Consider the following 22,775-nt stretch of genomic DNA (forward strand, 5'->3'; position numbering starts at 1 on the left):
TAACCCTCAATCGTTTTTTAATATTTTTTATCTGAATTACATATTATTTTTATAAGATTTTCTTTATAATCCTTTAATATCTTTAGTAAAGCTATCTCTTTCTTCTTGATTTTCAAAAATATTGAACCAATCACATATTTCAATGGCAAAATCAATAAAGGCTATTCCTTGGGCGGTTATAATATTTCCGTCTCTTACAACTCTTTCTTCAACGAAGTTTTCTCTTGGAAAAGGATCTTTTTCTCCAAAAACTTCAATATGTTTTTCAGTCCATTCAACAGCAGGGGTAGTGTACTTCACATTATCAAGAATGCCTGCTTTTGCTAGAAAAATTGTACCTGCACCACAAATACCAGCTATTAATTTTCCTTTTGAATTCAAATTGTTAATTAATTGTATTAGTTCATGCCTTGTGTCTCCATACCAGCCTCCACAAATAATTAACCCTTCTACATCTTCGTTTAATACATCCTTTACCAATGCTGTTGGTTTGTACAAAAATCCAGAACGGCTTTTAATTATTTTATCTTCATATGCAATTGTAATTATCTCTTTGCCTTCGCCTGCACCCAATATGTGAGTAATAAAGGTTATTTCATAATCTGTCATTCTATCAAAAATAAACACTAATATTTTCTTCATGCCATACCCCTCTCAGCTTAGATTTCTTATATGCAATCTAACAATTTCTGTTTTTTAAATGATTTATTAAACTCTTTGTATGTATATATTTTTATACTATTAGCTTCTGTATTAAATAAATGTTGATATTTTAAAGCTTGTACTTTTAGGTGGTAGCACCAACATTTATTTAATACATAACACTAGGCTTTTTTTTTTAGTAAGTACCACTCTATATATAAGTATAATTAAGACTTTATAGCCAAATACAAATCTATTGTATCGGAAAGGCCAAACTTTCCTCCGTTGCTGTCGATTGCTTCCTTTATTTCTTTCGCAAATTGTATTCTTATGCTCTCTGGCAATGCAATCTGGTCGCAGTAAGTACTGATTAGTTCTACGTATCTTTCAGAGTCATATGTTAATGTTTGATGATAGCACTTATATATTACATCTGAAAATCCATATTGCTTAATCCAATTAGCATGGTCTAGGCATCTTTCTTTGTTGTGTGGTGAAGGCGGATTCATAGAAGTTAACACCTTTTTATAGCCTTCATGTACCTTATCTAAACTTATCCTTGGATCAGTGTAAAAATCATTTCTGTATTTATAGTAAACCTTGTCCATTGCAGCGGCTACAGCTGCAAATTCCTCTTCTTGATAAAGTGAATGACTAAACTTTGCAAACACTCCTCCGCTTTTTAATAGTTGACAAACTTTTGGATATCCTATTTGTGGATTTATCCACTGAAAAGCACTAGCAGAATATATTAAGTCATAAGCATTATTTTCAAGTATAATACTTTCAAAATCATCATTTATCACATCAAAATTTTTAAACTCAGAGAATTTCCTTTTTGTAAACTCTGCCATTTTGCTACCTAGTTCTATAGCAGTCACCCTGCAACCACTCTTCAAAAAAGGTAATGTAGCTTGCCCCGTACCGATACCGATTTCAAGTGCCTTTTTGCTGCTGTCTAAGTCTGTATATTTTATTACATCATCAAACAACTCCTTAACATACAATGGTCGCATTCTATCATACTCAGACGCAACTTCGTTAAATGTAAGTCTTAAATCCATTTTTACGCCTCCACAAAAGATAAATTATAGATAATATGCAATTAACTACCATCAAAACAATCTACCGGTAATTATATCATATAATTCGAATTTATTCCTACAAACTAAATTTTACCTGAATGCTTTATCAAACTCCTTAACCGCTTCACGATTTTTACTATCGTCATAAATATCTGATTCATAGTACTTGCCACCCTTTACATCAGCAAGGTATCCTTTGATTAATTCCATTGCCATAAATGCTGAGTAGTTCTCCCCATTACAGTCTGTTACACCATATTCAGCCGCTTCGATAAATCCAAACTGTGGATAGTATTCTGGACGTCCAAAAAACATTATCGCACCATAGTCACGGCTTTTTGCTTTATCAATCATCGAGTATATTAGGGCTTTTCCCACTCCCAGACGCTGATATTTGGGCAGTACACTGATTGGTCCAAAATTAAGTACATGTATAATCCTTCCGTCAGGTGTTTCAATACTGGCTTTGCTACAAATAATATGCCCAACTAGCTGCCCATCTGCTTCAGCTACAAGGCTTAACTCTTTGATACCATCTCGTTTACGCAATTCATTAACCATCCAATGCTCATATGGAGAACCAATTCCTCCACGTTCAATTCTTCCAGCATAGGAAAATGCCTCTCTTGTAATTTCTTCCACTCTATGATAATCCTTTTTTTCTTCATTTCTTACTACTATATCCATTGTAAAAGCCCCCATTATACTTCTATATTTCTAATTATTTTTTGATTAGGTATTAGTTGACCACATATTATCATTATAATAGCCCGAATAATTCCCATATAGATTTCCATTTTCTATAATTTTCTACAACTCTAAAATATACTCTCTACCATCATATATATTTTTACCTCTGTTACATTCATATGGTATGTCTTTAATATACTTAAAGCCTAACTTTTCCAATACTATTCCTGAGGCAGCATTTTCTTTTGCATGTCTTCCCATTATTTCCTTTACTCTTAATTCTTCTTTAGCAAATTTTATAACTTCTAGCATTGCCTCTACAGTGTATCCGGATCCCCATGCCTTTTTTCCTAAATTATACGCTATTTCAAATTTTGAATATTCTTTATCAACATATATCAATCCAGTTCCTACTAGCTCTCCAGTTTCCTTTAATATAATTGCCCACCTATACCAATCATCAGCATCTATTTTACTTAATTCTTCTCTTACCCAATCAATAGTTTTATTTATATCATTATGGCTTTCCCAAAACATGTACTTTGCTACATCAGGGTCGCTTTCCCAACACTCAAATACATCTTGTGCATCTTCCATATAAAATGGTCGTAATATTAATCTATCAGTTTCTAATATAGGTGTTTTCATGAGTATCCCCTTTCATCGCTTTTAACTTCAATGGTCTTTATATACAAAACGTTTGATCTCATCCAATCCTTGATTTTTATATCATTTTCTAATCCGTGTATTTATCAATACACCTAAACCGCCAAGTACTGATAATATGCAGCCCAATGTTCGATATTTTATTATAGTCTGTTCCAAATAAATCAAATAATAGCTAGTGTCCATACTTCCTCCATGAGCCTTCATAATGATTGCCATTTCTGTATCGGCTAAACCTGTGCTACTGATTAAAATTATTATTCCTATAACAAATACAGCCCCGAAGGTTAATGATCTTCTATCTAATCTGATTATCTCTTGTGTCCTTTTAGCAGGTACATTTTCATAAGTAGCCTCAGGTACACGAACTAACTCACAGTTACAATCATTGCAAACTGTATAACCCTCTTCGTATTCACATTTACATTTTGGACATACTAACATAATCACATCCCCTTAAGCTTATATACTTCTAACTAGAACTTTATTCTAAAATACTTTTCGGGCTTCTTAAATAATTGATGGTAGAGATATTCTATAAAGTAGTTTATTTACTATTAGTTAGCTAAACTTTGTTCATAGCAATTAACAAAGCCTGGAGCTATTTCTTCAACTTGTTTTTCGATACTATTACCATTTAAACAGCCAGAATTGAACTTTTGTGAAAGCCAAAGATTGTAGTTTATAGGTGCTGATTTCTCCTGAATTAGCAATTTAAAAATAATCAATGAAAGGGGCATGCAGCCTCCATATCTTTGTTTAGCTGTTTCAATTATCTCGTCATATGTAGACAATCCATTTATTACAGCTAAATAATACTCAGCTGCTACTACAAATTGCTCCTCTTCAGCTCCAGAATACTTTTCAACTAAGGTATTGTAGGTCTTCTTAAGAAAATCATCTTTATTAATAAGTTCTCTTAAGATATTAATTCTTTCATTATTTGAAAAGCCGTGCATTAATTCATGGGCAATAATCTGAACAAACATTTTACCATCTACAAAGTCTGATAGACAGCTGCTTAAAAAGCTCTTATTGTATAAACTGAAACATACTGGATGACTGAAGAAAGATACAAATATATTAACATCATCAATCCTATCTTCATTCCTTAACTTGAGTATGTCTCCAAAAATATTATCTAAATTATATTGGCCTATCTTATTATTTAGTTTTACACACTCTTCTTTAGCTCTAGGCAATGCCTCATCTATCCAGGTCTCATAGAAATTAATTTTATCTAATGCTTCCAGAAGTTTAACATACCCAGCAGATCCTCCTTCTTCAAGCCATTTTATCGTGTATTTAACATCCTTAAGTAAAAAATCATTATCCTTTAATCGTTCATTTACCACTGGTGATAAATTTTCTGGATGGTTTATAATTTCTATAAGATCTTTTATGGTTAACTTTTCTATATCTTTATTGTCAGTAAGACAACTAAGTACCATGCACATTGACGACATGCTAGGTCCATTGCGATTAAAGTCTTCTATACTATACTTTTCTAGCTCTTTATTGGTTTTATAAATTAGGTCTTTTTGCTCCTCTAAGTAATATTCACCAAGCTCGAAAAATCTTTGTCCAGCATAACATAACATATCATAGATAAAGCATGGCTTAATTAAAACCGCCATTGTATACACCTCTTTTTTTATTTCTATTTAATCAAATTCCCACTTATATAAATAGTTTACTTTACAGTGAAAATAACTAATTCTCTTCTTTATTATCTTTGAAATATTGATAAGACAATACACATATAGGAATAAAATAAGCACACCAAAATTCTAATGCTATAACTCCGCTGGTATTCCCAGATCCAGTACTTCCACTAAAAACACCAAGTATTGGCATTACCACACAAGACACTGCAAAAACTCCATGAGCTAACAGAAGTATTTTTAGCCATTTGTCTTTTTTGTTCTTAGTTTCTATGGTGAAAGATATAAAAAATGTTGATAGAGCCATGAAGGCATAGCCAAATAAATCATAGTTAAAAAATAAACTACCAAGGTTCTTATAATTTAATATAGCAAGAGCTTGTTCATTCAATTTAGTTAATCTAATAGTTGTTAACTGTGCAAAATAGACTATTCCAACTAGTACTGCATATACAGAAGAAAAGGCAATGGCCGTATATCCTGCAGCTTTATTTGCTTTAGCACCTATTGCAGAAAAGGAACATATCATAGGAACAAATCCCCATGAAATAAAAAGACTGAAAAGATAACCTCCTCCATCGTTTCCTAAAATCATTGATACTGCAAATCCAACCACTCCAATTAATGTGACAATAGCTGAATACATTCCTATTTTTTTATTCATAATTCTCTCCTACACCTCAAGTATCTAATATCCATTTGTATTTATTTTACAACTGTAATTATATTACACTTTATACTGTAATATCTATACCATATAAATGATTTCCCAGTATCTTCAGATAATTATCCAATATATAAAGACATTTACGTATTTTAAACTATATTTATTAAGCAGGATTTTACTTCTAAAGTCTAAAAACAGAATATACTCATTTTAGATTGCAAAAAATTTGTCTAAAACACACAATTCTTGCGAATAAATCATACTATGTACTAAAGTTAAATTTAGGAGGCATATTATGTCTGATCATATAGATTGTTTTCATGATGAGGATTGTAGCTCCTCATCAAATAAAAAATGTTGTTGCTGTATTCCTGGACCTGTAGGTCCTCAAGGAATCCAAGGCCCTAAAGGTGATCCTGGAATACCAGGTCAGCAGGGAATTCAAGGTCCTAAAGGTGACAAAGGCGATCTTGGTCCAGTTGGCCCTAAAGGGGATTCTGGCCCTATGGGTCCTAAAGGCGATCCTGGAATACCAGGTCAGCAAGGAGTTCAAGGTCCTAAAGGTGACAAAGGTGACCCTGGCTCTGTAGGCCCTAAAGGTGATACTGGAATACCAGGTCAGCAAGGTATTCAAGGTCCTAAAGGTGACAAAGGTGATTCTGGTCCTATGGGCCCTAAAGGCGATCCTGGAATACCAGGTCAGCAAGGTATCCAAGGTCCTATGGGGCCTAAAGGTGATCCTGGTCCTATGGGTCCTCAAGGCCCTGCTGGATGTTGCTGTCAATGCGAAGGTCCAGTAGGACCTATGGGACCAACAGGACCTGCGGGGCCAGTTGGACCTATTGGACCAGTAGGTCCATGTTATGATAAGTGTTGTACTAAACCTTTGGAACGATTATTAAAAGACGTGTCAGTTAAGCAAAACCAAATATTAGGTTCTGGCGGAATAACTAGTCCTAATGCTCCTCAAGCCGTAATTGGCTTAGCTAGTGAAGCTATTGAAGACTCACAATTCAATAATGTATTTATACCTTTAGATCAACCTCATCCATCATTAATTAATATCATTGATAATATATTAGATCTTCCTAATAGCAAAAGTAATATAATTCCAATTCGCTATGTTTCAGGTATTTCTAGTGACTTAACAACAGAAATCGGTCAATTTCTGAATGACTACAAATTCCCTCCATTCTACGAAACAGAGTGTTGTGAAACAACAAAGGATCTTATGGATTTATTTGAAGATATTTTTTCAATACCTACTCCTATACAATTTAATTTGACTTTAACAGAAAATAATTTTGACAGCGAGCTTGTTAATTTAATATTAGTAGGGTATGGAAAAGGTCTTATTAAAGTAAAGACCCAAGGATCAACTCCAGCAAAAGTATATATTATATCTATTTGCAGCATTAGGAACGTATACTTTAATACAATAATTTAACAAACTCATTTCTGAAAATATAATATAAAATCTAATTCATTTAATATTAAGAGGGTGCATGTTGATTACAATGCACCCTTTCATTGCTTTTATATAGATGTACCACCTCATAATTGAACTTATATTTTCAAATTCAGCTTAGTTCTGATCAGAAGTTTTAAAAATTTGTCCGTCATTATAATTACACCTAAACTTTATATTACTCCAAAAGTTATTATTTGATTATATAAAAAGACAGTAGCTAAATTTGTTTCTGAGCAAATTTAGCCACCATCAAAGAGTAAAACTATATTAGTAGTTTATAAGATATACTAGAATATAGAATCAATAATTCTATCTAACTTGCAAACCTATCCACCATGAATCTGGCATATCTACATGCAACATTTTATCTGTTTTATTTTCTATAGCAATTTGAAGAATTATAGTCTTATCTGAGAAACCAGTATTTTTGTAAATTAGACCTGATGAAGGAACTTCATCAACATTACTGTCTGATGAATAAATAATATTACCTAATGGAGTAGTACTCCTTATTTCAGTAGCATATACTCTTAGAACTAGGCTATGATCTGGACAGTAGAAATCTAAAGAACATCTTATTCTATCTACATGAAGAGATTCTCCCCTATTTATCTTTACAGGGATGTTCTGCATTATAACTGGACATTTTGGCGATACTTGATTAGAATTTGGACATCCTGTAATCCAGAAGTTTCTTCTTGTATCTATATTAAGAGCAGTATCTGCTACACTTGCATGATTTGAATTACAAGATTCTTCTGCTTTATTTGCATAGTTAGCAAATTCAGCTTTCTCAGCCTTGCAAGCAAATTCAGATTTTTCTGAGTGCTCGGATTTCTTTGCGCATTCAGCTTTTTCTGCACACTCAGCTTTTAACGCATTTTCAGCTTTACATGCAAACTCAGCATGCTCAGATAACTTACTACATTCAGCTTTTTCAGCAAATTCAGCCTTCTCTGCACACTCAGCCTTAAGCGAAATCTCAGCTTTACATGCAAACTCTGCTTTTTCAGCTATTTCAGCCTTATATGCAAATTCAGCTTTTTCTGCACATTGAGCTTTTTCAGCCATTTCTGCTTTGCATGCAAATTCAGCATGTTCAGCTTCTTTAGCTTTTTCAGCTTTCTCTGCACATTTCGCAAATTCAGCTTTTTCTGCCATTCTAGCCTTTAATGCAAACTCTGCTTTTTCAGCTTCTTTAGCTTTCTCAGTTCTTTCTGCACACTTTGCAAATTCAGCTTTTTCTGCACATTCAGCTTTTTCTGCCATTTCAGCCCTGCATGCAAACTCTGCTTTTTCAGTTTCTCTAGCTTTTTCAGCTTTTTCTGCACACTTTGCAAATTCAGCTTTTTCTGCACATTCAGCTTTTTCTGCTAGTCCTGCCTTGCATGCAAATTCTGCTTTTTCTGCCTCTCTAGCTTTTTCAGATTCTTCTGCACACTTCGCAAATTCAGCTTTTTCTGCACATTCAGCTTTTTCTGCTAGTCCTGCCTTGCATGCAAACTCTGCATGTTCAGCCTCTCTAGCTTTTTCAGATTCTTCTGCACACTTCGCAAATTCAGCTTTTTCTGCACATTCAGCTTTTTCTGCTAGTCCTGCCTTGCATGCAAACTCTGCATGTTCAGCCTCTCTAGCTTTTTCAGATTCTTCTGCACACTTCGCAAATTCAGCTTTTTCTGCACATTCAGCTTTTTCAGCCATTTCAGCCTTACATGCAAACTCTGCATGTTCAGTTTCTCTAGCTTTTTCAGATTCTTCTGCACACTTTGCAAATTCAGCTTTTTCTGCACATTCAGCTTTTTCAGCCATTTCAGCCTTACATGCAAACTCTGCTTTTTCTGCTTCTCTAGCTTTCTCTGCGCACTTTGCGAATTCAGCTTTTTCTGCACATTCAGCTTTTTCAGCTACTCCAGCCTTGCGTGCAAATTCAGCATGTTCAGCTTCTCTAGCTTTTTCAGTTTTTTCTGCACACTTTGCAAATTCAGCTTTTTCTGCACATTCAGCTTTTTCAGCCATTTCAGCTTTGCATGCAAATTTAGCATGTTCGGCTTCTCTAGCTTTTTCAGTTTTTTCTGCACATTTTGCGAATTCAGCTTTTTCTGCACATTCAGCTTTTTCTGCACATTCAGCTTTTTCAGCTGCTCCAGCTTTGCATGCAAATTCAGCATGTTCAGCTTCTTTAGCTTTTTCAGTTCTTTCTGAGCACTTTGCGAATTCAGCTTTTTCTGCACATACTGCCTTTTCAGCTATTTCAGCCTTTTTTGCAAACTCTGCTTTTTCAGCTTCTTTAGCTTTTTCAGTTCTTTCTGCAAACTTAGCAAATTCAGCTTTCTCTGCACATACTGCCTTTTCTGCTATTTCTGCCTTGCATGCAAATTCTGCTTTTTCTGCTTTTTCTGCTTCTCTAGCTTTTTCAGTTCTTTCTGCACATTTAGCAAATTCAGCTTTTTCAGCCATTTCTGCCTTGCATGCAAACTCTGCATGTTCAGCTTCCCTAGCTTTTTCAGATTCTTCTGCACACTTTGCAAATTCAGCTTTTTCTGCACATTCAGCTTTTTCAGCCATTTCAGCCTTACATGCAAACTCTGCATGTTCAGTTTCTCTAGCTTTTTCAGATTCTTCTGCACACTTCGCAAATTCTGCTTTTTCTGCACATTCAGCTTTTTCTGCCATCTCAGCCTTACATGCAAACTCTGCTTTTTCTGCTTCTCTAGCTTTTTCTGCGCACTTTGCGAATTCAGCTTTTTCTGCACATTGAGCTTTTTCAGCTACTTCAGCCTTGCATGCAAATTCAGCATGTTCAGCTTCTTTAGCTTTTTCAGCTTTTTCTGCACATTTTGCGAATTCAGCTTTTTCTGCACATTCAGCTTTTTCTGCCATTCCAGCTTTGCATGCAAATTTAGCATGTTCAGCTTCTCTAGCTTTTTCAGATTCTTCTGCACAATTTGCGAATTCAGCTTTTTCTGCACATTCAGCTTTTTCTGCACATTCAGCTTTTTCTGCTGCTCCAGCTTTGCATGCAAATTCAGCATGTTCAGCTTCTTTGGCTTTTTCAGTTCTTTCTGAGCACTTTGCGAATTCAGCTTTTTCAGCACATACTGCCTTTTCAGCTATTTCTGCCTTGTGAGCAAACTCTGCTTTTTCAGCTTCTTTAGCTTTTTCAGTTCTTTCTGCACACTTAGCAAATTCAGCTTTTTCTGCACATTCAGCTTTTTCAGCCATTTCAGCCTTGCATGCAAATTCAGCATGTTCAGCATGTCTAGCTTTCTCAGTTATTTCTGCACATTTTGCAAATTCAGCTTTTTCTGCGCATTGGGACTTTTCAGCTATTTCAGCCTTGCATGCAAACTCTGCATGTTCAGCTTTTTCAGCTTTTTCTGCACATTGAGCGAATTCAGCTTTTATTGCAAACTCTGCTTTTTCAGCATATTCTGATCTACAAGCAAATTCAGCACACTCAGCATTCTTAGCCTTTTCAGCACATTCTGCCTTGTTTGCAAATTCAGCCTTAGAAGCAAATTCAGCAATCTGAGATTTTTCCGAATTTTTTGCACTTTCTGATTTTTTCGAAAATCCAGCTTTTTCAGCTATCTCTGCATGCTCAGCACATAAAGCAGCATTAGACTTTTCAGCACATTCTGCTTTAAGCGCAAACTCGGCCTTTTTGCTATAATTAGCTTTTTCAGCTATCTCTGCATGCTCTGTGCACTTTGAAAACTCCGCATTCCATGCATAATCAGATTTTTCAGCGTGTTCAGCATTTTTTGCACATTTTGCTTCATTTGCCAATTCAGCCTTACAAGCAAATTCAGCTTTTTCTGCATGCTCAGAATTTTTACTATGCTCAGAGAGCATTGTTTTTTCAGCATACTCAGCTTTTTTTGCACAATCTGCTTTTTTAGAATAATCTGCACACTTTGAGTTCTCAGAATAACATGCTTTTGTTGCATTTTCTGAATACTTTGCATTGATTGAAATATCTGCTGATGAAGCATGCGCTGCATCAGTTGCACTATCTGAACATAAAGAATGAGTTGCTTCATCGGCTGTTGTTGAATGCTCTGAATTTTTAGCATTAGTTGAGAATTTCGATTTATCTGAACACTCTGAATGCCCTGATTTTAATGCGTAATCCGCTTTTTCTGCATGTTCACTTTCATCAGAACTTGTAGCGTGTTTTGAGTTTTCAGAGTAATTTGAAGTTAATGACTTTTGAGATACATCTGCCTTTTGTGCTACCTTAGAAGTATCTGATGTTATTGCATGATTAGCTGTATCTGAATGCCTTGCATGTTCAACTAAACAGCTTTTACTTGTGCAACAATCATCTTTTTCACAGTTTTTGTTTTCAAAACTCATATTAATTGCCCCCACAATATTTTATTAAATTTTTACAAAAAGGTATTCCTTTTGTATATATTATGTTTCATTCGAATTTTTGGTGATTTCAAAACTGTACTTTTATAAATAAAAAACACCACAAAATCCAGTTTTGAATAATGTAGTGTTTAAAATAAATGCTTTGTTTTAGTTTGCAACTTTTTAACAATCCTTAGATTAATCATTTTTCCGCCCAATTTTTATAGTTATTCAAGGATAAATCTATATTTACAACTAACAGTCATTACTTCTCTTTATATACAAAATGTTTTACTTCATTTAATCCCTCATAAAGATACTGTTTTGCTTCAATAGGATATAATTCTATAGTTTCTATCTCCTTAATATCAACCCATGAAAATTCTAATTTGAATGATTCTCCCTCCAATTGTTCAGTACCAAAGAATGTTCCTTCAAGAGGTATGTTGATATCTCCTGTTAAAGATACATCATAAAATAGGCATATTTGATGACAAGGTTTGTCTCCCCATGGAAAGAATATTTCTCCTACCCATCTTAGTTTGTCTACCTTAATGTCTACATCTATTTCCTCTTTAAATTCACGAATTAATGTTTCTTCATTGGTCTCCCCAAGTGCAACATGTCCTCCAGGAATTGCATAGCCAGTGTCTCCTACTGGCCTTTGCAGCAGGACCTTTCCATTTTGCACTAGCAATCCTGCAACTCTATAGCTGAACACATATTCCTCTGTTTTAAATATGATATCTTTACTCATTTAACGACTCCTTGTTTTTTATATTATTTAATCCTATAGATACTTCATTTAAAATGTAATTACACACTTATTTTTCAAAACTTAATCACCATATGTACATGTAATATAACGCATATTGAATGATTATAATCCTTATACTTTCTTCACCACTTCGAGTTCTATTTCTATTCTTTGACTTGAGATAGTTTATTTGGATATATTTTTATTAATAAAAAGGTTGCACCAAATGCAAATACCCCTTCTATTAATGTACAAATAATATATTTAATCACCTTTTCTTTATCTGGCAATAAATGCGTAGCAATTATAGCACCTGTTATTGAAAAAATTACTACTGTAAATATTGGAATAATGATCAAAAGACTCTTGAAAAATTTAGACATTTCAAGCTTTGACTTACAATTTATACATTCGTATTTATTCCTTATTCCTTTGTCTACCCATTTATTTTTACAAACTGGACATGTAACTTTAACCATACTTTTACCTCTCATCAATTTAAATTTCTATTGCCTTAGTTCCTATTTAAACTTTCATCTACTTTTTTAATTTTACCTTTTGAAATCAAATATAGCTCACCGTAAAAAAACTGTTCTTTTCCTCTGCATACAATAGCTCCATTATCGCACATTGCATATATATCATGTTCCTCAGATATTCTTAATAGTTCGTTAAGGTTAGTTTCATTTCCTCTACCTTTAAAGTGCGGCTCTATAGATATATCAAGTAGGTTAAGCCCCTCATATATCTCTGTTTTATCCTCTTCACTTTCTGCCGTACAAATAGCTACTTTAGCCATATTTATAGCTCCAGCGCTTAGTCCTAAAACACAGCCTTCATATTCTCTTAATGCCTTATGAAGTTCATTTTGCTTAAGAAAATCAAATTGAATCATTGTAGGTCCACCCATAAGAAAAACTACTGAAGCATATCGTATGTGTTCTAGCATTTCTTCTTTCTTCATTCTATTGTCAATTACTTTGCTAGATTTAAAATTAATCCCAAGGTCTGAAAACCAGCCTAAATATCTCTTAGCATATTTATCAGTAATCTCAAAGAAATCAGGACTAGAAGCTATGAAAACTATCTTGAGATCACTCTTTATATCACTAAGCAAATTATCTCTTACTTCAGCGGTAAATCCTTTGTCCATATCAAAATCACTAAACAAATAATAAGCACTCATAATAATTTCCCTCCTGCTAAACTCTAGCTATTTAACAATCCTAACAAACTTAAAAGCTCCTTTAAGTTTCTAATGGTTTTATACTCTGTGTCAACCTTACAATTTTCATCTCTTATCATCAAGATGCCTTGCATCCCCAATTTAATAGCCACTTCAACATTCTTTATATTATCATCAATAAATATTGCTTCTTCTGGCTTTATATTTAACTCAGTTAAAGCAGTATTAAACATTAACTCATTTGGCTTTATAACTCCTATTTTTGATGACATAACAAAGGTTGAAAAATATTCTCTTAATCCAGCATTCCTGAACACTCTCTCAAGTGAAGGCCAGGTATCTGATACTACTCCAAGCTTATAGCTTTTACTTAACTGTGGTATAACCTCAAACACATCCTCATAAAACAAAAACTTTTCATCATTAAAAACTGTATCTCTAGCTACTTCAATGATGTGTGTTTCATTAAGCTCTAAATCTGGTAGTTCATTTGATAGTATTGTATAAAATTCTATAAAGTGTTCAAACTCCTCTTCCTCTGTTAAGATAATGCTCTTCGCTTCTAAAAACTTCATAGCTTTGTAAAAAGCCACTTGTATCAGCTTTTCATCTAACAAATCGAATTTATTTTTATCTACATACCTATGAAAATTTGGAGGTACGAACCAGTTTCCTGTTCTCGGATCATTAAGAACTCGTCCAGAATCAAATAAAATTGCTTTTAAATTCTTGTGTTGTAGCATTTTTCTCCTCCTTAAGCCTAATACTTGAAATTATAACACTATACTCCATTTAATCCCATACTATTTAAGTATGAACAACTCTATATCTGAAACTATTTATATAACGGTGGTAGGTAATAGATAAATACAAATGATTTTCCCTTTTAAAAATTATAAAATCGAAAATACTCTTCTTATTTATATCTACTTAATCCTTATCTAATATTTCTGTATTAGTTTTCATATATACTTATCACTAATTTTGATAATAAACTTACTTCTACATCTAATTAAAATAAAATTAAATTTTTATACTAGTACAACGCCCTTTACCACCACTCACATTGTCGATATATTGAGCTAATAAAGGATTTTTGACGAAATTTGCAAATAACTGCGTAGATGATATAATTCTATAGGACTGTTATTTAGAAATAAGGGAGGACAACTTATGAAAGAAAATAGGAGTATAGGTCTTGATATTGTACGAGCCTCTGCCATAATATTCGTAGTATCCGTGCATTTTTTCTTGAATACCAAATACTACGAAACACCTATAGTTGGCGCTAGTATGTATATACAGACATATATAAGAATGGCTTGCATTATGTGTGTGCCGCTATTTTTAATTCTTACGGGGTATTTACAAAAAAATAAGCAGCCGAGTAAATCTTATTTCAAAAAGATATTACCAATACTTGTGATATACCTTTTTTATTCGCTTTTATGTATTATATTCAGGTCTACAATATTAAATGAAAGGCCTGGCATATTAAATTGGCTAGTTTCTATAGGAAACTTTTCTGCTGACTCTTATTCGTGGTATATACAAATGTACATAGGATTATTTTTATTAAGTCCTTTTCTTAATGTATGTTATAACAATCTTAAAGGCAAAAGACACAAAACTGCATTAGTAATTATTGCCCTGTTTATGACAGCATTTCCAGCTACTTTTAATGGAAAATTCGGGGGTTTTATTAACTTCCCTAGTTCTTGGCAAAGTATTTATCCTATAACATATTATTTTATCGGATGCTACATAAATGAATTTAAACCAAGAATAAAAAAAGTACAATCTCTATTATTACTGTTTGGAATCATACTCCTAGAAACCTTTATAGAGATTTACGGCTCACACTTGAATGGTCAAAAGTTTTCATCTTATGTTGGTGGCTATGACTCTTTAATTATTACCATAGAGGCAGTGGTATTTTTCCTTGTTTTCTATGATATAGCACTTGATAACGAACTTATAACAAAAGCAATATCCATTATCTCTTTACTTTCATTAGATATTTACCTTGTATCTAGGATTACGGACACTATTGTATACAACCAATTGTTTAAACATTACTTTGTTTCTCAAGAAAGAGTTATTTTGTTCTTTATGCCAACATTGTTGTGTACCTTTAGTCTTGCATTTATCATAGCCTCAATGAGAAATAAGATTATAAAAGTAAGATAAATATCTACTGTCTATCTTCAAATTGAAAAACACACAGAAGACCATTTCTATGTGTTTTCTATGGCCATGTATAAAAATGAATTTTTCCCTTTTTGTACATGACCTTTATTTGTTAGAATTCATAATGCTATCAAAAAAAATAGCTTAGTCAACATTGAGCTATCTATGATGAACCCTATATCTTAGAACGGTTTTCAATTTGGATTTTTCAGTTTTTCTTGCATCTGAAATATAGATCTCCCTATGTACTAGAGTTGTTATTTCTAGATCATTTTCCTTTATAAATCCTTTCATTTGTTCAAAGCTATGTGATTCATCATCATAAGAGCCAATATGCATCATTTGAACTGATAATCCATCCTCCATAGTTTCAAAAGTAACCTCCTCTAATAAAGGATTCGGCTTTTTCTTTCTAACATTTTCAAAGGCTTTACTTACCACTTCCTCAGTAACAAAATCAGGCTGTCTAATCATTATTGTATATAGCAATTCATTCTTATTTAAGGTATCAAGTTTTCTCCCCTCTTCTGTTAAATCCCATACACCTTCAAGTGGATATACAGTATACTCAAAATAACCCTCTGGTGTGTAACCTTGCTTAGGCATCATTCTAATAGCATAGGCCAAAGAATATAACACCCCTATTCTTTCTGCAAAATCTTCATCATTAGGATTTCCTTTTCCTCTTATCATGAAGAATTTTTGTTTCGGTACCGTAATTAATTCCGGCTTCTCTTTTGGTAAGTATAAGTTTTTTTCTTGCTTTTTCCACTCGTATTTCACAATTACTCTCCTTTATATCTAGTTTATAAATAAAATATATCACACCTAATATGTCATCATCCTGTCATATTACAATATCTTCCCATAAATATCTAGTGTTTATGAAGATGAACCACTTTGCAAACTAGCCTACTTCCGTAAAATAATATTTTTAGGATATCCTATTTGCAAGCACTTGTATCTATAGAAACTTTATAGGATAATAAATTCATATTATATCCAGTAATTTGAAATTTTGAACATTACTTCAATATAATAAGGAGGATTCATTAATGAAAAAATTCATGCAATATGCTAAAGAAATTCCGAGTAATATAGTTTTTCAGTCCATACTAGCCTTCATATTTAGTATTCCACTTATATCTACTTTAGGGCAATTCATAACCTCAGGCTTTATTAGCAAAAATACTTCTGTATTAATTTTATATTGGCCTGGAGTTACTTGGAACTTTTCTGTAAACTTACCTGTTTGGCTCATCTTTGGAATTATTGCAGCTTCATATGTAGTTGGTATAGCATATATGTTCAAAAATAGGATATTTGGCAAGATTGTAGTTATAGGTTTTATAGGACTTATCGTAGCACAAATAGTCGGCATCGCTTTTAGCACGATTACTAACTTCAAGGAATTACAACAAGTTAGTTCTGTTGCAAAAGCAGGTGTTGTGAATAGAATGTTATTTTCATTATGGCATAATCCAGCCTGGGAGGAAATTGTATTTAGAGGACTTCCATTAATATGTTTAATGGCTCTTAAGAAAAGATTATCTAAAAAAAGATATAATTTTGCAATAGCTTTATATTTCATTATACCTTCAATAGCTATGGCCTTGTATCACATTCCTAATCATGGTGCTTCAAGAATTGCTGACACATTAGTTTTATCATTAGTTTTTGCTTGGCTTGCATTTAAATACACTTTTTTTGCACCTTTGATAATGCACTATATTGCTGATTCAATCACGGTACTTTATTTAGGTGACATGAAGGGAATACCTAAGAACGAAGTACTTTGGTTATCTAATAATTCTGGACTTATTAATTCAGCTTTCAGTATAGGAATTATAGTATTGCTTATATCTATACCTTTTATCCTTATATACAATATTAAAAAAATGAAAAAAGCTGATACCCTTAACTATAATTTATAATATTGAACTAAATTATATATAACCTTTTATTGTATCTTTAAAATAAGATTATATAGGAGATATTTATGAAAAAAACAATTTCAGTTTTGCTAGTTTTCATTTTTGCAGCTGTATTATTTGCACTGTATTTCAATAACACTGCAGGTAAAAGTAAGAAAATCAGTTCAATTGAAGTAATTAGGCAGTCTGACAAGAAAAAATGGATACTTTCAGATAAGAATACTTTAGATAGATTTGCCAATGCAATAAATGATAAAAAGAAAACTAATGCAAAGATTGATATACGATCGTGTGATTACACTGTAACTATAAATTTTGAAGATACTTCCTCCGAAGATTATATGCTGTGGGTAGATAAAGATATAAATGTTCAAGGAGTCTTAATGAATAAAGATTCAACTTGGTTTATAAATAAAAAGTCAAATCCTGTTTTTAAAGAGATTTTAGAATAGCACTGAAGTATTCTATTTTCATGAATTCTAATAAGTTAGAACCTAATAGATTTTCACTGTGTGTAATTAATATCTTCATACCATGTGTTTTTCTTGCAAAAGATGCTATAATAAGGAATATTTAACCTGTTTAATATACTACATAAGGGATTGGAGGCAAAAATGAGTAAATTAAAGTTAGTTTTACCTACCCCAGAATACAAAGAAAAAATCATGGATTATAAAAGAGAATTTTTAGAAAATGGAGACAGCATGGATGGTACCGCAGGCTTAAAAGATGCTGAATCCTTTGAGAAGTGGTATACTGCATTTTGCAATAATCTAAAAGAAGAAACAGTTGCTAAGGGATTAGTTCCAGCAACAACATACTTAGCTATTTCTACTGAGGATGGTCGTTTGATTGGAATGATTGATATTAGGCATCGCCTAAATGATTATCTGCTAAGTTTTGGTGGACATATAGGTTATAGTGTTAGAAAATCAGAAAGACAAAAAGGTTATGCAACTGAGATGCTTGCCTTAGCCTTAAAGGAGTGCATAAAATTAGATATAAATAAGGTTTTAATCACTTGTAACAAGGAAAACATCGGTTCCGCAAAAACCATATTAAATAATAACGGAAAGTTTGAAAATGAAATCGTAGAAGGAAGTAGGATTACTCAAAGATACTGGATAACCTTGGATTAAGCTATCTTTGAGCGATGTGTTGAAAATACTACAATTTTTAAGGGATGTCAAAATGACCTCCCTTGTGATTTTATTAATATTATTCATTTATACACTGTCTTAAAAGTTTACTATAATATATCTTATAAAAATCAAATAAAGTTTTTGCGCTCACTATAAAGCACACTATTTTTCTATAAGCATGGTTAGATTACATTGAACTACAAAATTCCTAACTTTTCTAACGCTTCTTTTTCACTACTTAAAAAGAATATATTATTACCATTATTACTTTCATAAATAAAATCTCTAAGACTCTTACTTGTATAGCCTGAAAAATCTCCAACTATTGCAAGCTTCATACGATAGTTTATAAACTTTTGAAGCACTTCCCCTGCTAATTTTGTTTTTAAATCAAAGAACTCTTCTACTATTGTTGACTTATCTAGAATCATTGCATCACAACCTGTCTCATAGCTTACAGTTGCTATTAGATCCAAGGCAGATTGAACATCTGTTATCAATACTTCACTGCTTTTTACAACAGCTATTTCTACTTTATTTTCTATTATCTTATTAATTTCCATGGTTTCTCTCCTTTTACTTTACGATTAAATACCTAAAGCTAGTTCATCAAAATATCCAAAAATTCATTTTGCTCAACTTCATCATTTTTCCCATCTGGCAGGAGGTGAAATATAATCTCGTCTTCCCTCCAAAGGCCGCCAATAGAATCAAGCATGTAATTCGCACATTTACTGATCAATTCAAACTGTTTCTCTAAGCAATTTTCTGAATATAAGTTTGAAATTATATGGAATAATATAGGTTCCTGATCTTCAATAAGTTTTAAGTGTAATTTTGGTTTTCCCACTTCCCATCCATTTATACGAGCATAACAGGATAAAAACCAATCCATTGAGGAATAAATAAAGTATTTTGTATATAATTCATTATCATACAATCTATGTTCTAATTTATCAAGTACATGTTTAAAAGAAAATCTAAACATCATCTTTTCAAAATCTGATAAATCTCTTGAAGTCCCCCAAGTAGTTTGAACTCTTTTTGATAACTCTGAGATTGTATTGTCCTTATCATATATTATTTTGCAATTAAGATGAACCAACATAAATTCATCTTGAGGTATATCTGACATGAAATCCTCTTTAGATAAAAGCATACAATCAACAGGAATATCTTTGATGTGAAAATGTACTCCTGTAAAGTTTGTAGATATAGGTTTATCAAAAATTACAGTCAAATCATAATCTCCACCAATAGACATATCCTTATAAGTTCTTCCGCCGTATTCAACAATACCTATAATATTTTCATTTTTCTTTAGGTGTTCAATAAAGCTTTCAATATCATCAAATGAATTTTCCCTAATAATCAATTTTTCACCTTCCTATCGTAAAGCCATAATAAATCACACTATAATTTTTTGACACTTATCCATATGATACCATCATTGTATTTGCATGTAAACTCAAGTCATATACTTTGATGACGCTTATACATCATAGCGAAACAATTAAAGATATGCCAGTTAATAATAAGCTTTAGCTTATATTAAAGAATAGCTCTAAAAGTTATCTAAAGCCTTAATCTACTTCGAATCTTGCAGAAAATTAGGCAAGAGGTGTGCGCCAGATATTACTATAAAAAAAGCCTCCTATTATGTATTAAATAAATGTTGGTACTTCTACCTAAATGGACAAGCAGTAAAATAACAACATTTATTTAATACAGAAGCTAAGGATAAAAAATATATACATACAGATTGTATTGTATGAGCAGTGCATTTGAGTAATTATATTTAAAATCAGAATAGAAATTGTATTATATGAAGTTTAAGAATTTAAATAGTACAAATTTTAACTAACTATTTTATATTGTGGGGGATATTTGTTTTTCCATTATATAATTGCCAATAGCTAAGCTAGAGTGACGAAATATCACGCATTAAATAACTATATTGACATGGACAATTAAATAGCTTAATATAGTTCATATATGAACTGTTCAATTATGAACTATATTTAAAGGAGGTATTCTTATGGATTACAATGATTCCAAAGCAAAACAGGCTGCAGAGGTAGTTCAATCATTTATGATGATTAGCAAAACTCTAGCAAAATACACACAAAAAAATGCGGATAGTTTAGGTTTGACTTTGCAGCAATTAGGAGTTTTAAATACCATTTATTCTTCTCCGTTAATAACTCTTAAAGAAATAACAGAGAAATTATTAATTCCTAAAAGTACAGCAAGTGTTAGCGTCGAAGAACTTGTAAATTTGGGTTTGGTTGAACGTAAATCATCCGAAGAAGATAGACGTCAAATCAACTTAATTTCAACTGACAAAGGTAGGGAAATATCAAGAAAGTCAATTCAAACTCCTGCTTCATATATAGCCATGGTTTCTGCACTTGAAAAAATATCAACGGAAGATATAGACTCACTTCTTCGCATTCACAAGGAACTGTCTAAGTTTCTATAGTGGAATAACAAAAAAGATGTACTACTTTAATTAGAAATTATTTTAAAGCTCTTACCAATCTTGGAGAAGCATTAAAAGATAATCTCTATCAAAAAAGTAATACATCTATATTTTTATTTGTATTAGTTATCTGTCATTTTGCTGTGAAGATACTCTTCATATAACTTATCAAAGCCTTTGATACCTATAGCTTTTGCAGTATTTTCATCGTAGTATTCTTTAAGTTCTTCTACTTTTCCTATAGGCATTTCATATTGTATGATTATTGTACTGCTTAAGAAATACATTTTGTTTTCTTTAATAAACTTTATCACTTCCGTGAATAGCAAGTCTTTTTCTTCTAAAAATTTTGCTCTTTCTCCATGATAACTCACTTCTACTATACAATCTGAATAGGTGTGCTTTGGTTCATTCAATAGATTCCATTTAACCTCTTTGTTTTTTATTCTGTCATATTCAATAAAATCATTAATATACAAGTCTATGCCTGAAGCTTCTTCTTTTGTTCCCTTGTATAGAACAACCTCATAACCGCCTAAAATTTTGCAGGAGTTTAATTTCTTAGCCTTAATACCTTTTGCGGTTATCTCTTTTTCATTAACCATAATTATAAGTTCATCTTTTTCGATAAACTTTCCATAAATTCTTCCTAGTCTTGATAAAATGCTATCTATATAATAATTATTTTCTAACTGCTTCTTTATACTCTTTTCCAAGTCGCTAATTACTATAATAGTTCCTTCTACTATCTTTGAATTATAAGCTATGTTTTCGCTTTGGGATTGAAGCTCGTCACTACTTAAATTAAGATCTAAGGAAAACTTTCTAGAGCATCTTTTCTTGTTTGAAAATATCTCTATTTTATTCCCCAGCTTAAAGAAAGACTTTTTAATACCTAATCCAGAGATATGGTCTCCATTTTCAAAACCAATTCTAAAGATATCTTTGTCTGTGATCTTGCTATGGATTCCTCCACTATTATCACTAATTTTTATTGAATCATCGGTTATATTTATATTGATCTTACAGGGATTTTCGCTAGTTGTCACTTCTCTTCTAGCATTAATAGAGTTATCAATAAACCTACTTAGTGATTTAGATATATCTTCTTCCTCAACTAAATTTCTTCTTAGGAATTTCTTATCCACTATTACCCTATTTAAACTTACCATGATTCTCCTCTACTATTAAGTAATCTAGTATTACTATATGCTGAAGATTTTATTTTGCTACTAATGTAACCTTTACATAGTATAAAAAAAATCGCTTAAGTGACCTCCTTCAGTGAGTTTTTTCGCACATCTGTCTTTCCCAATGCCTATTAGAAAAACTTGGCATGTGAATAAGTTTTATTTTTTACTATGTAACCGTAAAAAACTTCTAAAGCCATCGAAATATGTAGGTTTAGCTAGCTTGAAATTTTTATATTTTTCTAGGAATCGAAAAATTGTAGCCTGACATAAGCAATTAACAGATGCCAGGCTACAATTTTCTTACTTTAAGCACTCATTTTATATAGATACCACTTACATGTATCCTTTATATATTTAAGCTCTATATTTTTTTGTACTTCATTAATAGTACTTATACATGTGAATATAATAGTTTCTATTCTATCAATTTTTATTTCATCAACCTTTAATATTTTACTTACAGTAAATACACTGTAGCTTTCATCTTCTGAAAATACCCGAAATCTTACCGGTACTATCTTCCCCTCTTTATTAAAGGCAGCTACCATTTCTATATTCTTGTTTAACACCATTTTCCTCACCTCAAAATCTTATCAATATCATTATATAAGAACATTTGTTCGCAAGTCAAGATGGTGTATAAAATT

The 22,775-nt window shown here is 32.2% G+C and carries 23 protein-coding genes; 6 read left to right on the forward strand and 17 right to left on the reverse strand.

Annotated elements, in window-relative coordinates; translation table 11 throughout:
- Positions 1 to 63: 63 nt before the first annotated feature.
- From bsdtw1_RS11575 to bsdtw1_RS11605, 7 genes are all read right to left on the reverse strand, one after another.
- Positions 64 to 642 carry a DJ-1/PfpI family protein gene (locus tag bsdtw1_RS11575; protein WP_183277720.1) on the reverse strand — a complete coding sequence of 193 codons (579 nt, stop codon included), beginning with the start codon at positions 640 to 642 and terminating at the stop codon, positions 64 to 66.
- Positions 643 to 869: 227 nt separating this feature from the next.
- Positions 870 to 1,706: a class I SAM-dependent methyltransferase gene (locus bsdtw1_RS11580; protein WP_183277721.1), complete on the reverse strand. Its 837-nt coding sequence runs from the start codon at positions 1,704 to 1,706 to the stop codon at positions 870 to 872.
- A 111-nt stretch (positions 1,707 to 1,817) separates the two neighbouring features.
- Positions 1,818 to 2,429: a GNAT family N-acetyltransferase gene (locus bsdtw1_RS11585; protein ID WP_183277722.1), complete on the reverse strand. Its 612-nt coding sequence runs from the start codon at positions 2,427 to 2,429 to the stop codon at positions 1,818 to 1,820.
- A gap of 108 nt (positions 2,430 to 2,537) precedes the next feature.
- Positions 2,538 to 3,065 (reverse strand): GNAT family N-acetyltransferase, encoded by a 528-nt coding sequence (locus tag bsdtw1_RS11590; protein WP_183277723.1) that lies wholly within the window; start codon positions 3,063 to 3,065, stop codon positions 2,538 to 2,540.
- A gap of 81 nt (positions 3,066 to 3,146) precedes the next feature.
- The gene (locus bsdtw1_RS11595) at positions 3,147 to 3,527 is read right to left on the reverse strand and encodes a hypothetical protein (protein WP_244638158.1); all 381 of its coding nucleotides are present in this window, start codon (positions 3,525 to 3,527) and stop codon (positions 3,147 to 3,149) included.
- Positions 3,528 to 3,640: 113 nt separating this feature from the next.
- Positions 3,641 to 4,720, reverse strand: a complete 1,080-nt coding sequence (locus tag bsdtw1_RS11600) for a hypothetical protein (RefSeq protein ID WP_183277724.1) — start codon at positions 4,718 to 4,720, stop codon at positions 3,641 to 3,643.
- A 76-nt stretch (positions 4,721 to 4,796) separates the two neighbouring features.
- A complete protein-coding gene (locus tag bsdtw1_RS11605; protein ID WP_183277725.1) occupies positions 4,797 to 5,411 on the reverse strand; it encodes a hypothetical protein in 615 nt (204 codons plus the stop codon).
- 298 nt (positions 5,412 to 5,709) lie between these two features.
- On the opposite strand from bsdtw1_RS11605, the gene bsdtw1_RS23620 reads away from it, so the two are divergent.
- Positions 5,710 to 6,861: a collagen-like domain-containing protein gene (locus tag bsdtw1_RS23620; protein WP_183277726.1), complete on the forward strand. Its 1,152-nt coding sequence runs from the start codon at positions 5,710 to 5,712 to the stop codon at positions 6,859 to 6,861.
- Positions 6,862 to 7,194: 333 nt separating this feature from the next.
- On the opposite strand, the gene bsdtw1_RS11615 is transcribed toward bsdtw1_RS23620, so the two are convergent.
- The 5 genes from bsdtw1_RS11615 to bsdtw1_RS11635 all read right to left on the reverse strand — a co-directional run bounded on the left by bsdtw1_RS11615 (position 7,195) and on the right by bsdtw1_RS11635 (position 13,930).
- Complete coding sequence (locus tag bsdtw1_RS11615; RefSeq protein WP_183277727.1) at positions 7,195 to 11,244, reverse strand: hypothetical protein; 4,050 nt, start codon at positions 11,242 to 11,244, stop codon at positions 7,195 to 7,197.
- 265 nt (positions 11,245 to 11,509) lie between these two features.
- Positions 11,510 to 12,001 (reverse strand): NUDIX hydrolase, encoded by a 492-nt coding sequence (locus bsdtw1_RS11620; RefSeq protein ID WP_183277728.1) that lies wholly within the window; start codon positions 11,999 to 12,001, stop codon positions 11,510 to 11,512.
- Between the two features lie 164 nt (positions 12,002 to 12,165).
- Positions 12,166 to 12,480: a hypothetical protein gene (locus bsdtw1_RS11625; protein WP_183277729.1), complete on the reverse strand. Its 315-nt coding sequence runs from the start codon at positions 12,478 to 12,480 to the stop codon at positions 12,166 to 12,168.
- Between the two features lie 35 nt (positions 12,481 to 12,515).
- Positions 12,516 to 13,187 carry a Type 1 glutamine amidotransferase-like domain-containing protein gene (locus bsdtw1_RS11630; protein ID WP_183277730.1) on the reverse strand — a complete coding sequence of 224 codons (672 nt, stop codon included), beginning with the start codon at positions 13,185 to 13,187 and terminating at the stop codon, positions 12,516 to 12,518.
- 23 nt (positions 13,188 to 13,210) lie between these two features.
- Positions 13,211 to 13,930 (reverse strand): HAD-IA family hydrolase, encoded by a 720-nt coding sequence (locus tag bsdtw1_RS11635; protein ID WP_183277731.1) that lies wholly within the window; start codon positions 13,928 to 13,930, stop codon positions 13,211 to 13,213.
- Between the two features lie 430 nt (positions 13,931 to 14,360).
- Here bsdtw1_RS11635 and bsdtw1_RS11640 point away from each other — a divergent pair, with 430 nt between their 5' ends.
- Entirely contained in the window at positions 14,361 to 15,377 is a 1,017-nt protein-coding gene (locus bsdtw1_RS11640; RefSeq protein ID WP_183277732.1) for an acyltransferase, read from the forward strand.
- Positions 15,378 to 15,536: 159 nt separating this feature from the next.
- Here bsdtw1_RS11640 and bsdtw1_RS11645 read toward each other — a convergent pair whose 3' ends face one another.
- A complete protein-coding gene (locus tag bsdtw1_RS11645; RefSeq protein ID WP_183277733.1) occupies positions 15,537 to 16,160 on the reverse strand; it encodes a GyrI-like domain-containing protein in 624 nt (207 codons plus the stop codon).
- A 272-nt stretch (positions 16,161 to 16,432) separates the two neighbouring features.
- Here bsdtw1_RS11645 and bsdtw1_RS11650 point away from each other — a divergent pair, with 272 nt between their 5' ends.
- The 3 genes from bsdtw1_RS11650 to bsdtw1_RS11660 all read left to right on the forward strand — a co-directional run bounded on the left by bsdtw1_RS11650 (position 16,433) and on the right by bsdtw1_RS11660 (position 18,450).
- A complete protein-coding gene (locus bsdtw1_RS11650) occupies positions 16,433 to 17,311 on the forward strand; it encodes a CPBP family intramembrane glutamic endopeptidase (RefSeq protein WP_183277734.1) in 879 nt (292 codons plus the stop codon).
- Between the two features lie 65 nt (positions 17,312 to 17,376).
- Complete coding sequence (locus bsdtw1_RS11655) at positions 17,377 to 17,763, forward strand: YhfM domain-containing protein (RefSeq protein WP_183277735.1); 387 nt, start codon at positions 17,377 to 17,379, stop codon at positions 17,761 to 17,763.
- 162 nt (positions 17,764 to 17,925) lie between these two features.
- Positions 17,926 to 18,450 (forward strand): GNAT family N-acetyltransferase, encoded by a 525-nt coding sequence (locus bsdtw1_RS11660; protein ID WP_183277736.1) that lies wholly within the window; start codon positions 17,926 to 17,928, stop codon positions 18,448 to 18,450.
- 200 nt (positions 18,451 to 18,650) lie between these two features.
- Here the strand turns inward: bsdtw1_RS11660 and bsdtw1_RS11665 are convergent, their stop codons facing one another.
- Positions 18,651 to 19,016 (reverse strand): DUF4180 domain-containing protein, encoded by a 366-nt coding sequence (locus tag bsdtw1_RS11665; RefSeq protein ID WP_183277737.1) that lies wholly within the window; start codon positions 19,014 to 19,016, stop codon positions 18,651 to 18,653.
- 38 nt (positions 19,017 to 19,054) lie between these two features.
- Positions 19,055 to 19,828 (reverse strand): hypothetical protein, encoded by a 774-nt coding sequence (locus bsdtw1_RS11670; protein WP_183277738.1) that lies wholly within the window; start codon positions 19,826 to 19,828, stop codon positions 19,055 to 19,057.
- A 663-nt stretch (positions 19,829 to 20,491) separates the two neighbouring features.
- Between bsdtw1_RS11670 and bsdtw1_RS11675 the strand changes: the two genes are divergently transcribed.
- Positions 20,492 to 20,935: a MarR family winged helix-turn-helix transcriptional regulator gene (locus bsdtw1_RS11675; protein WP_183277739.1), complete on the forward strand. Its 444-nt coding sequence runs from the start codon at positions 20,492 to 20,494 to the stop codon at positions 20,933 to 20,935.
- 122 nt (positions 20,936 to 21,057) lie between these two features.
- On the opposite strand, the gene bsdtw1_RS11680 is transcribed toward bsdtw1_RS11675, so the two are convergent.
- Together bsdtw1_RS11680 and bsdtw1_RS11685 are read right to left on the reverse strand one after the other, a co-directional pair.
- Positions 21,058 to 22,107 carry an ATP-binding protein gene (locus bsdtw1_RS11680; RefSeq protein ID WP_183277740.1) on the reverse strand — a complete coding sequence of 350 codons (1,050 nt, stop codon included), beginning with the start codon at positions 22,105 to 22,107 and terminating at the stop codon, positions 21,058 to 21,060.
- Between the two features lie 326 nt (positions 22,108 to 22,433).
- A complete protein-coding gene (locus tag bsdtw1_RS11685; RefSeq protein WP_183277741.1) occupies positions 22,434 to 22,700 on the reverse strand; it encodes a hypothetical protein in 267 nt (88 codons plus the stop codon).
- Positions 22,701 to 22,775 lie beyond the last annotated feature (75 nt).

The sequence above is a fragment of the Clostridium fungisolvens genome, assembly GCF_014193895.1.
Taxonomy (GTDB): Bacteria; Bacillota; Clostridia; order Clostridiales; family Clostridiaceae; genus Clostridium_AR; species Clostridium_AR fungisolvens.

Excerpts from the sequence above, each read along its gene's own strand:
- bsdtw1_RS11580 (WP_183277721.1), bottom strand. The coding sequence starts at position 1,706 with ATGGATTTAAGACTTACATTTAACGAAGTTGCGTCTGAGTATGATAGA.
- bsdtw1_RS11590 (WP_183277723.1), bottom strand. The coding sequence starts at position 3,065 with ATGAAAACACCTATATTAGAAACTGATAGATTAATATTACGACCATTT.
- bsdtw1_RS23620 (WP_183277726.1), top strand. The coding sequence starts at position 5,710 with ATGTCTGATCATATAGATTGTTTTCATGATGAGGATTGTAGCTCCTCA.
- bsdtw1_RS11625 (WP_183277729.1), bottom strand. The coding sequence starts at position 12,480 with ATGGTTAAAGTTACATGTCCAGTTTGTAAAAATAAATGGGTAGACAAA.
- bsdtw1_RS11660 (WP_183277736.1), top strand. The coding sequence starts at position 17,926 with ATGAGTAAATTAAAGTTAGTTTTACCTACCCCAGAATACAAAGAAAAA.
- bsdtw1_RS11635 (WP_183277731.1), bottom strand. The coding sequence starts at position 13,930 with ATGCTACAACACAAGAATTTAAAAGCAATTTTATTTGATTCTGGACGA.
- bsdtw1_RS11640 (WP_183277732.1), top strand. The coding sequence starts at position 14,361 with ATGAAAGAAAATAGGAGTATAGGTCTTGATATTGTACGAGCCTCTGCC.
- bsdtw1_RS11620 (WP_183277728.1), bottom strand. The coding sequence starts at position 12,001 with ATGAGTAAAGATATCATATTTAAAACAGAGGAATATGTGTTCAGCTAT.
- bsdtw1_RS11655 (WP_183277735.1), top strand. The coding sequence starts at position 17,377 with ATGAAAAAAACAATTTCAGTTTTGCTAGTTTTCATTTTTGCAGCTGTA.
- bsdtw1_RS11630 (WP_183277730.1), bottom strand. The coding sequence starts at position 13,187 with ATGAGTGCTTATTATTTGTTTAGTGATTTTGATATGGACAAAGGATTT.
- bsdtw1_RS11685 (WP_183277741.1), bottom strand. The coding sequence starts at position 22,700 with ATGGTGTTAAACAAGAATATAGAAATGGTAGCTGCCTTTAATAAAGAG.
- bsdtw1_RS11675 (WP_183277739.1), top strand. The coding sequence starts at position 20,492 with ATGGATTACAATGATTCCAAAGCAAAACAGGCTGCAGAGGTAGTTCAA.
- bsdtw1_RS11585 (WP_183277722.1), bottom strand. The coding sequence starts at position 2,429 with ATGGGGGCTTTTACAATGGATATAGTAGTAAGAAATGAAGAAAAAAAG.
- bsdtw1_RS11595 (WP_244638158.1), bottom strand. The coding sequence starts at position 3,527 with ATGTTAGTATGTCCAAAATGTAAATGTGAATACGAAGAGGGTTATACA.
- bsdtw1_RS11665 (WP_183277737.1), bottom strand. The coding sequence starts at position 19,016 with ATGGAAATTAATAAGATAATAGAAAATAAAGTAGAAATAGCTGTTGTA.
- bsdtw1_RS11575 (WP_183277720.1), bottom strand. The coding sequence starts at position 642 with ATGAAGAAAATATTAGTGTTTATTTTTGATAGAATGACAGATTATGAA.
- bsdtw1_RS11600 (WP_183277724.1), bottom strand. The coding sequence starts at position 4,720 with ATGGCGGTTTTAATTAAGCCATGCTTTATCTATGATATGTTATGTTAT.
- bsdtw1_RS11650 (WP_183277734.1), top strand. The coding sequence starts at position 16,433 with ATGAAAAAATTCATGCAATATGCTAAAGAAATTCCGAGTAATATAGTT.
- bsdtw1_RS11680 (WP_183277740.1), bottom strand. The coding sequence starts at position 22,107 with ATGGTAAGTTTAAATAGGGTAATAGTGGATAAGAAATTCCTAAGAAGA.
- bsdtw1_RS11605 (WP_183277725.1), bottom strand. The coding sequence starts at position 5,411 with ATGAATAAAAAAATAGGAATGTATTCAGCTATTGTCACATTAATTGGA.
- bsdtw1_RS11615 (WP_183277727.1), bottom strand. The coding sequence starts at position 11,244 with ATGAGTTTTGAAAACAAAAACTGTGAAAAAGATGATTGTTGCACAAGT.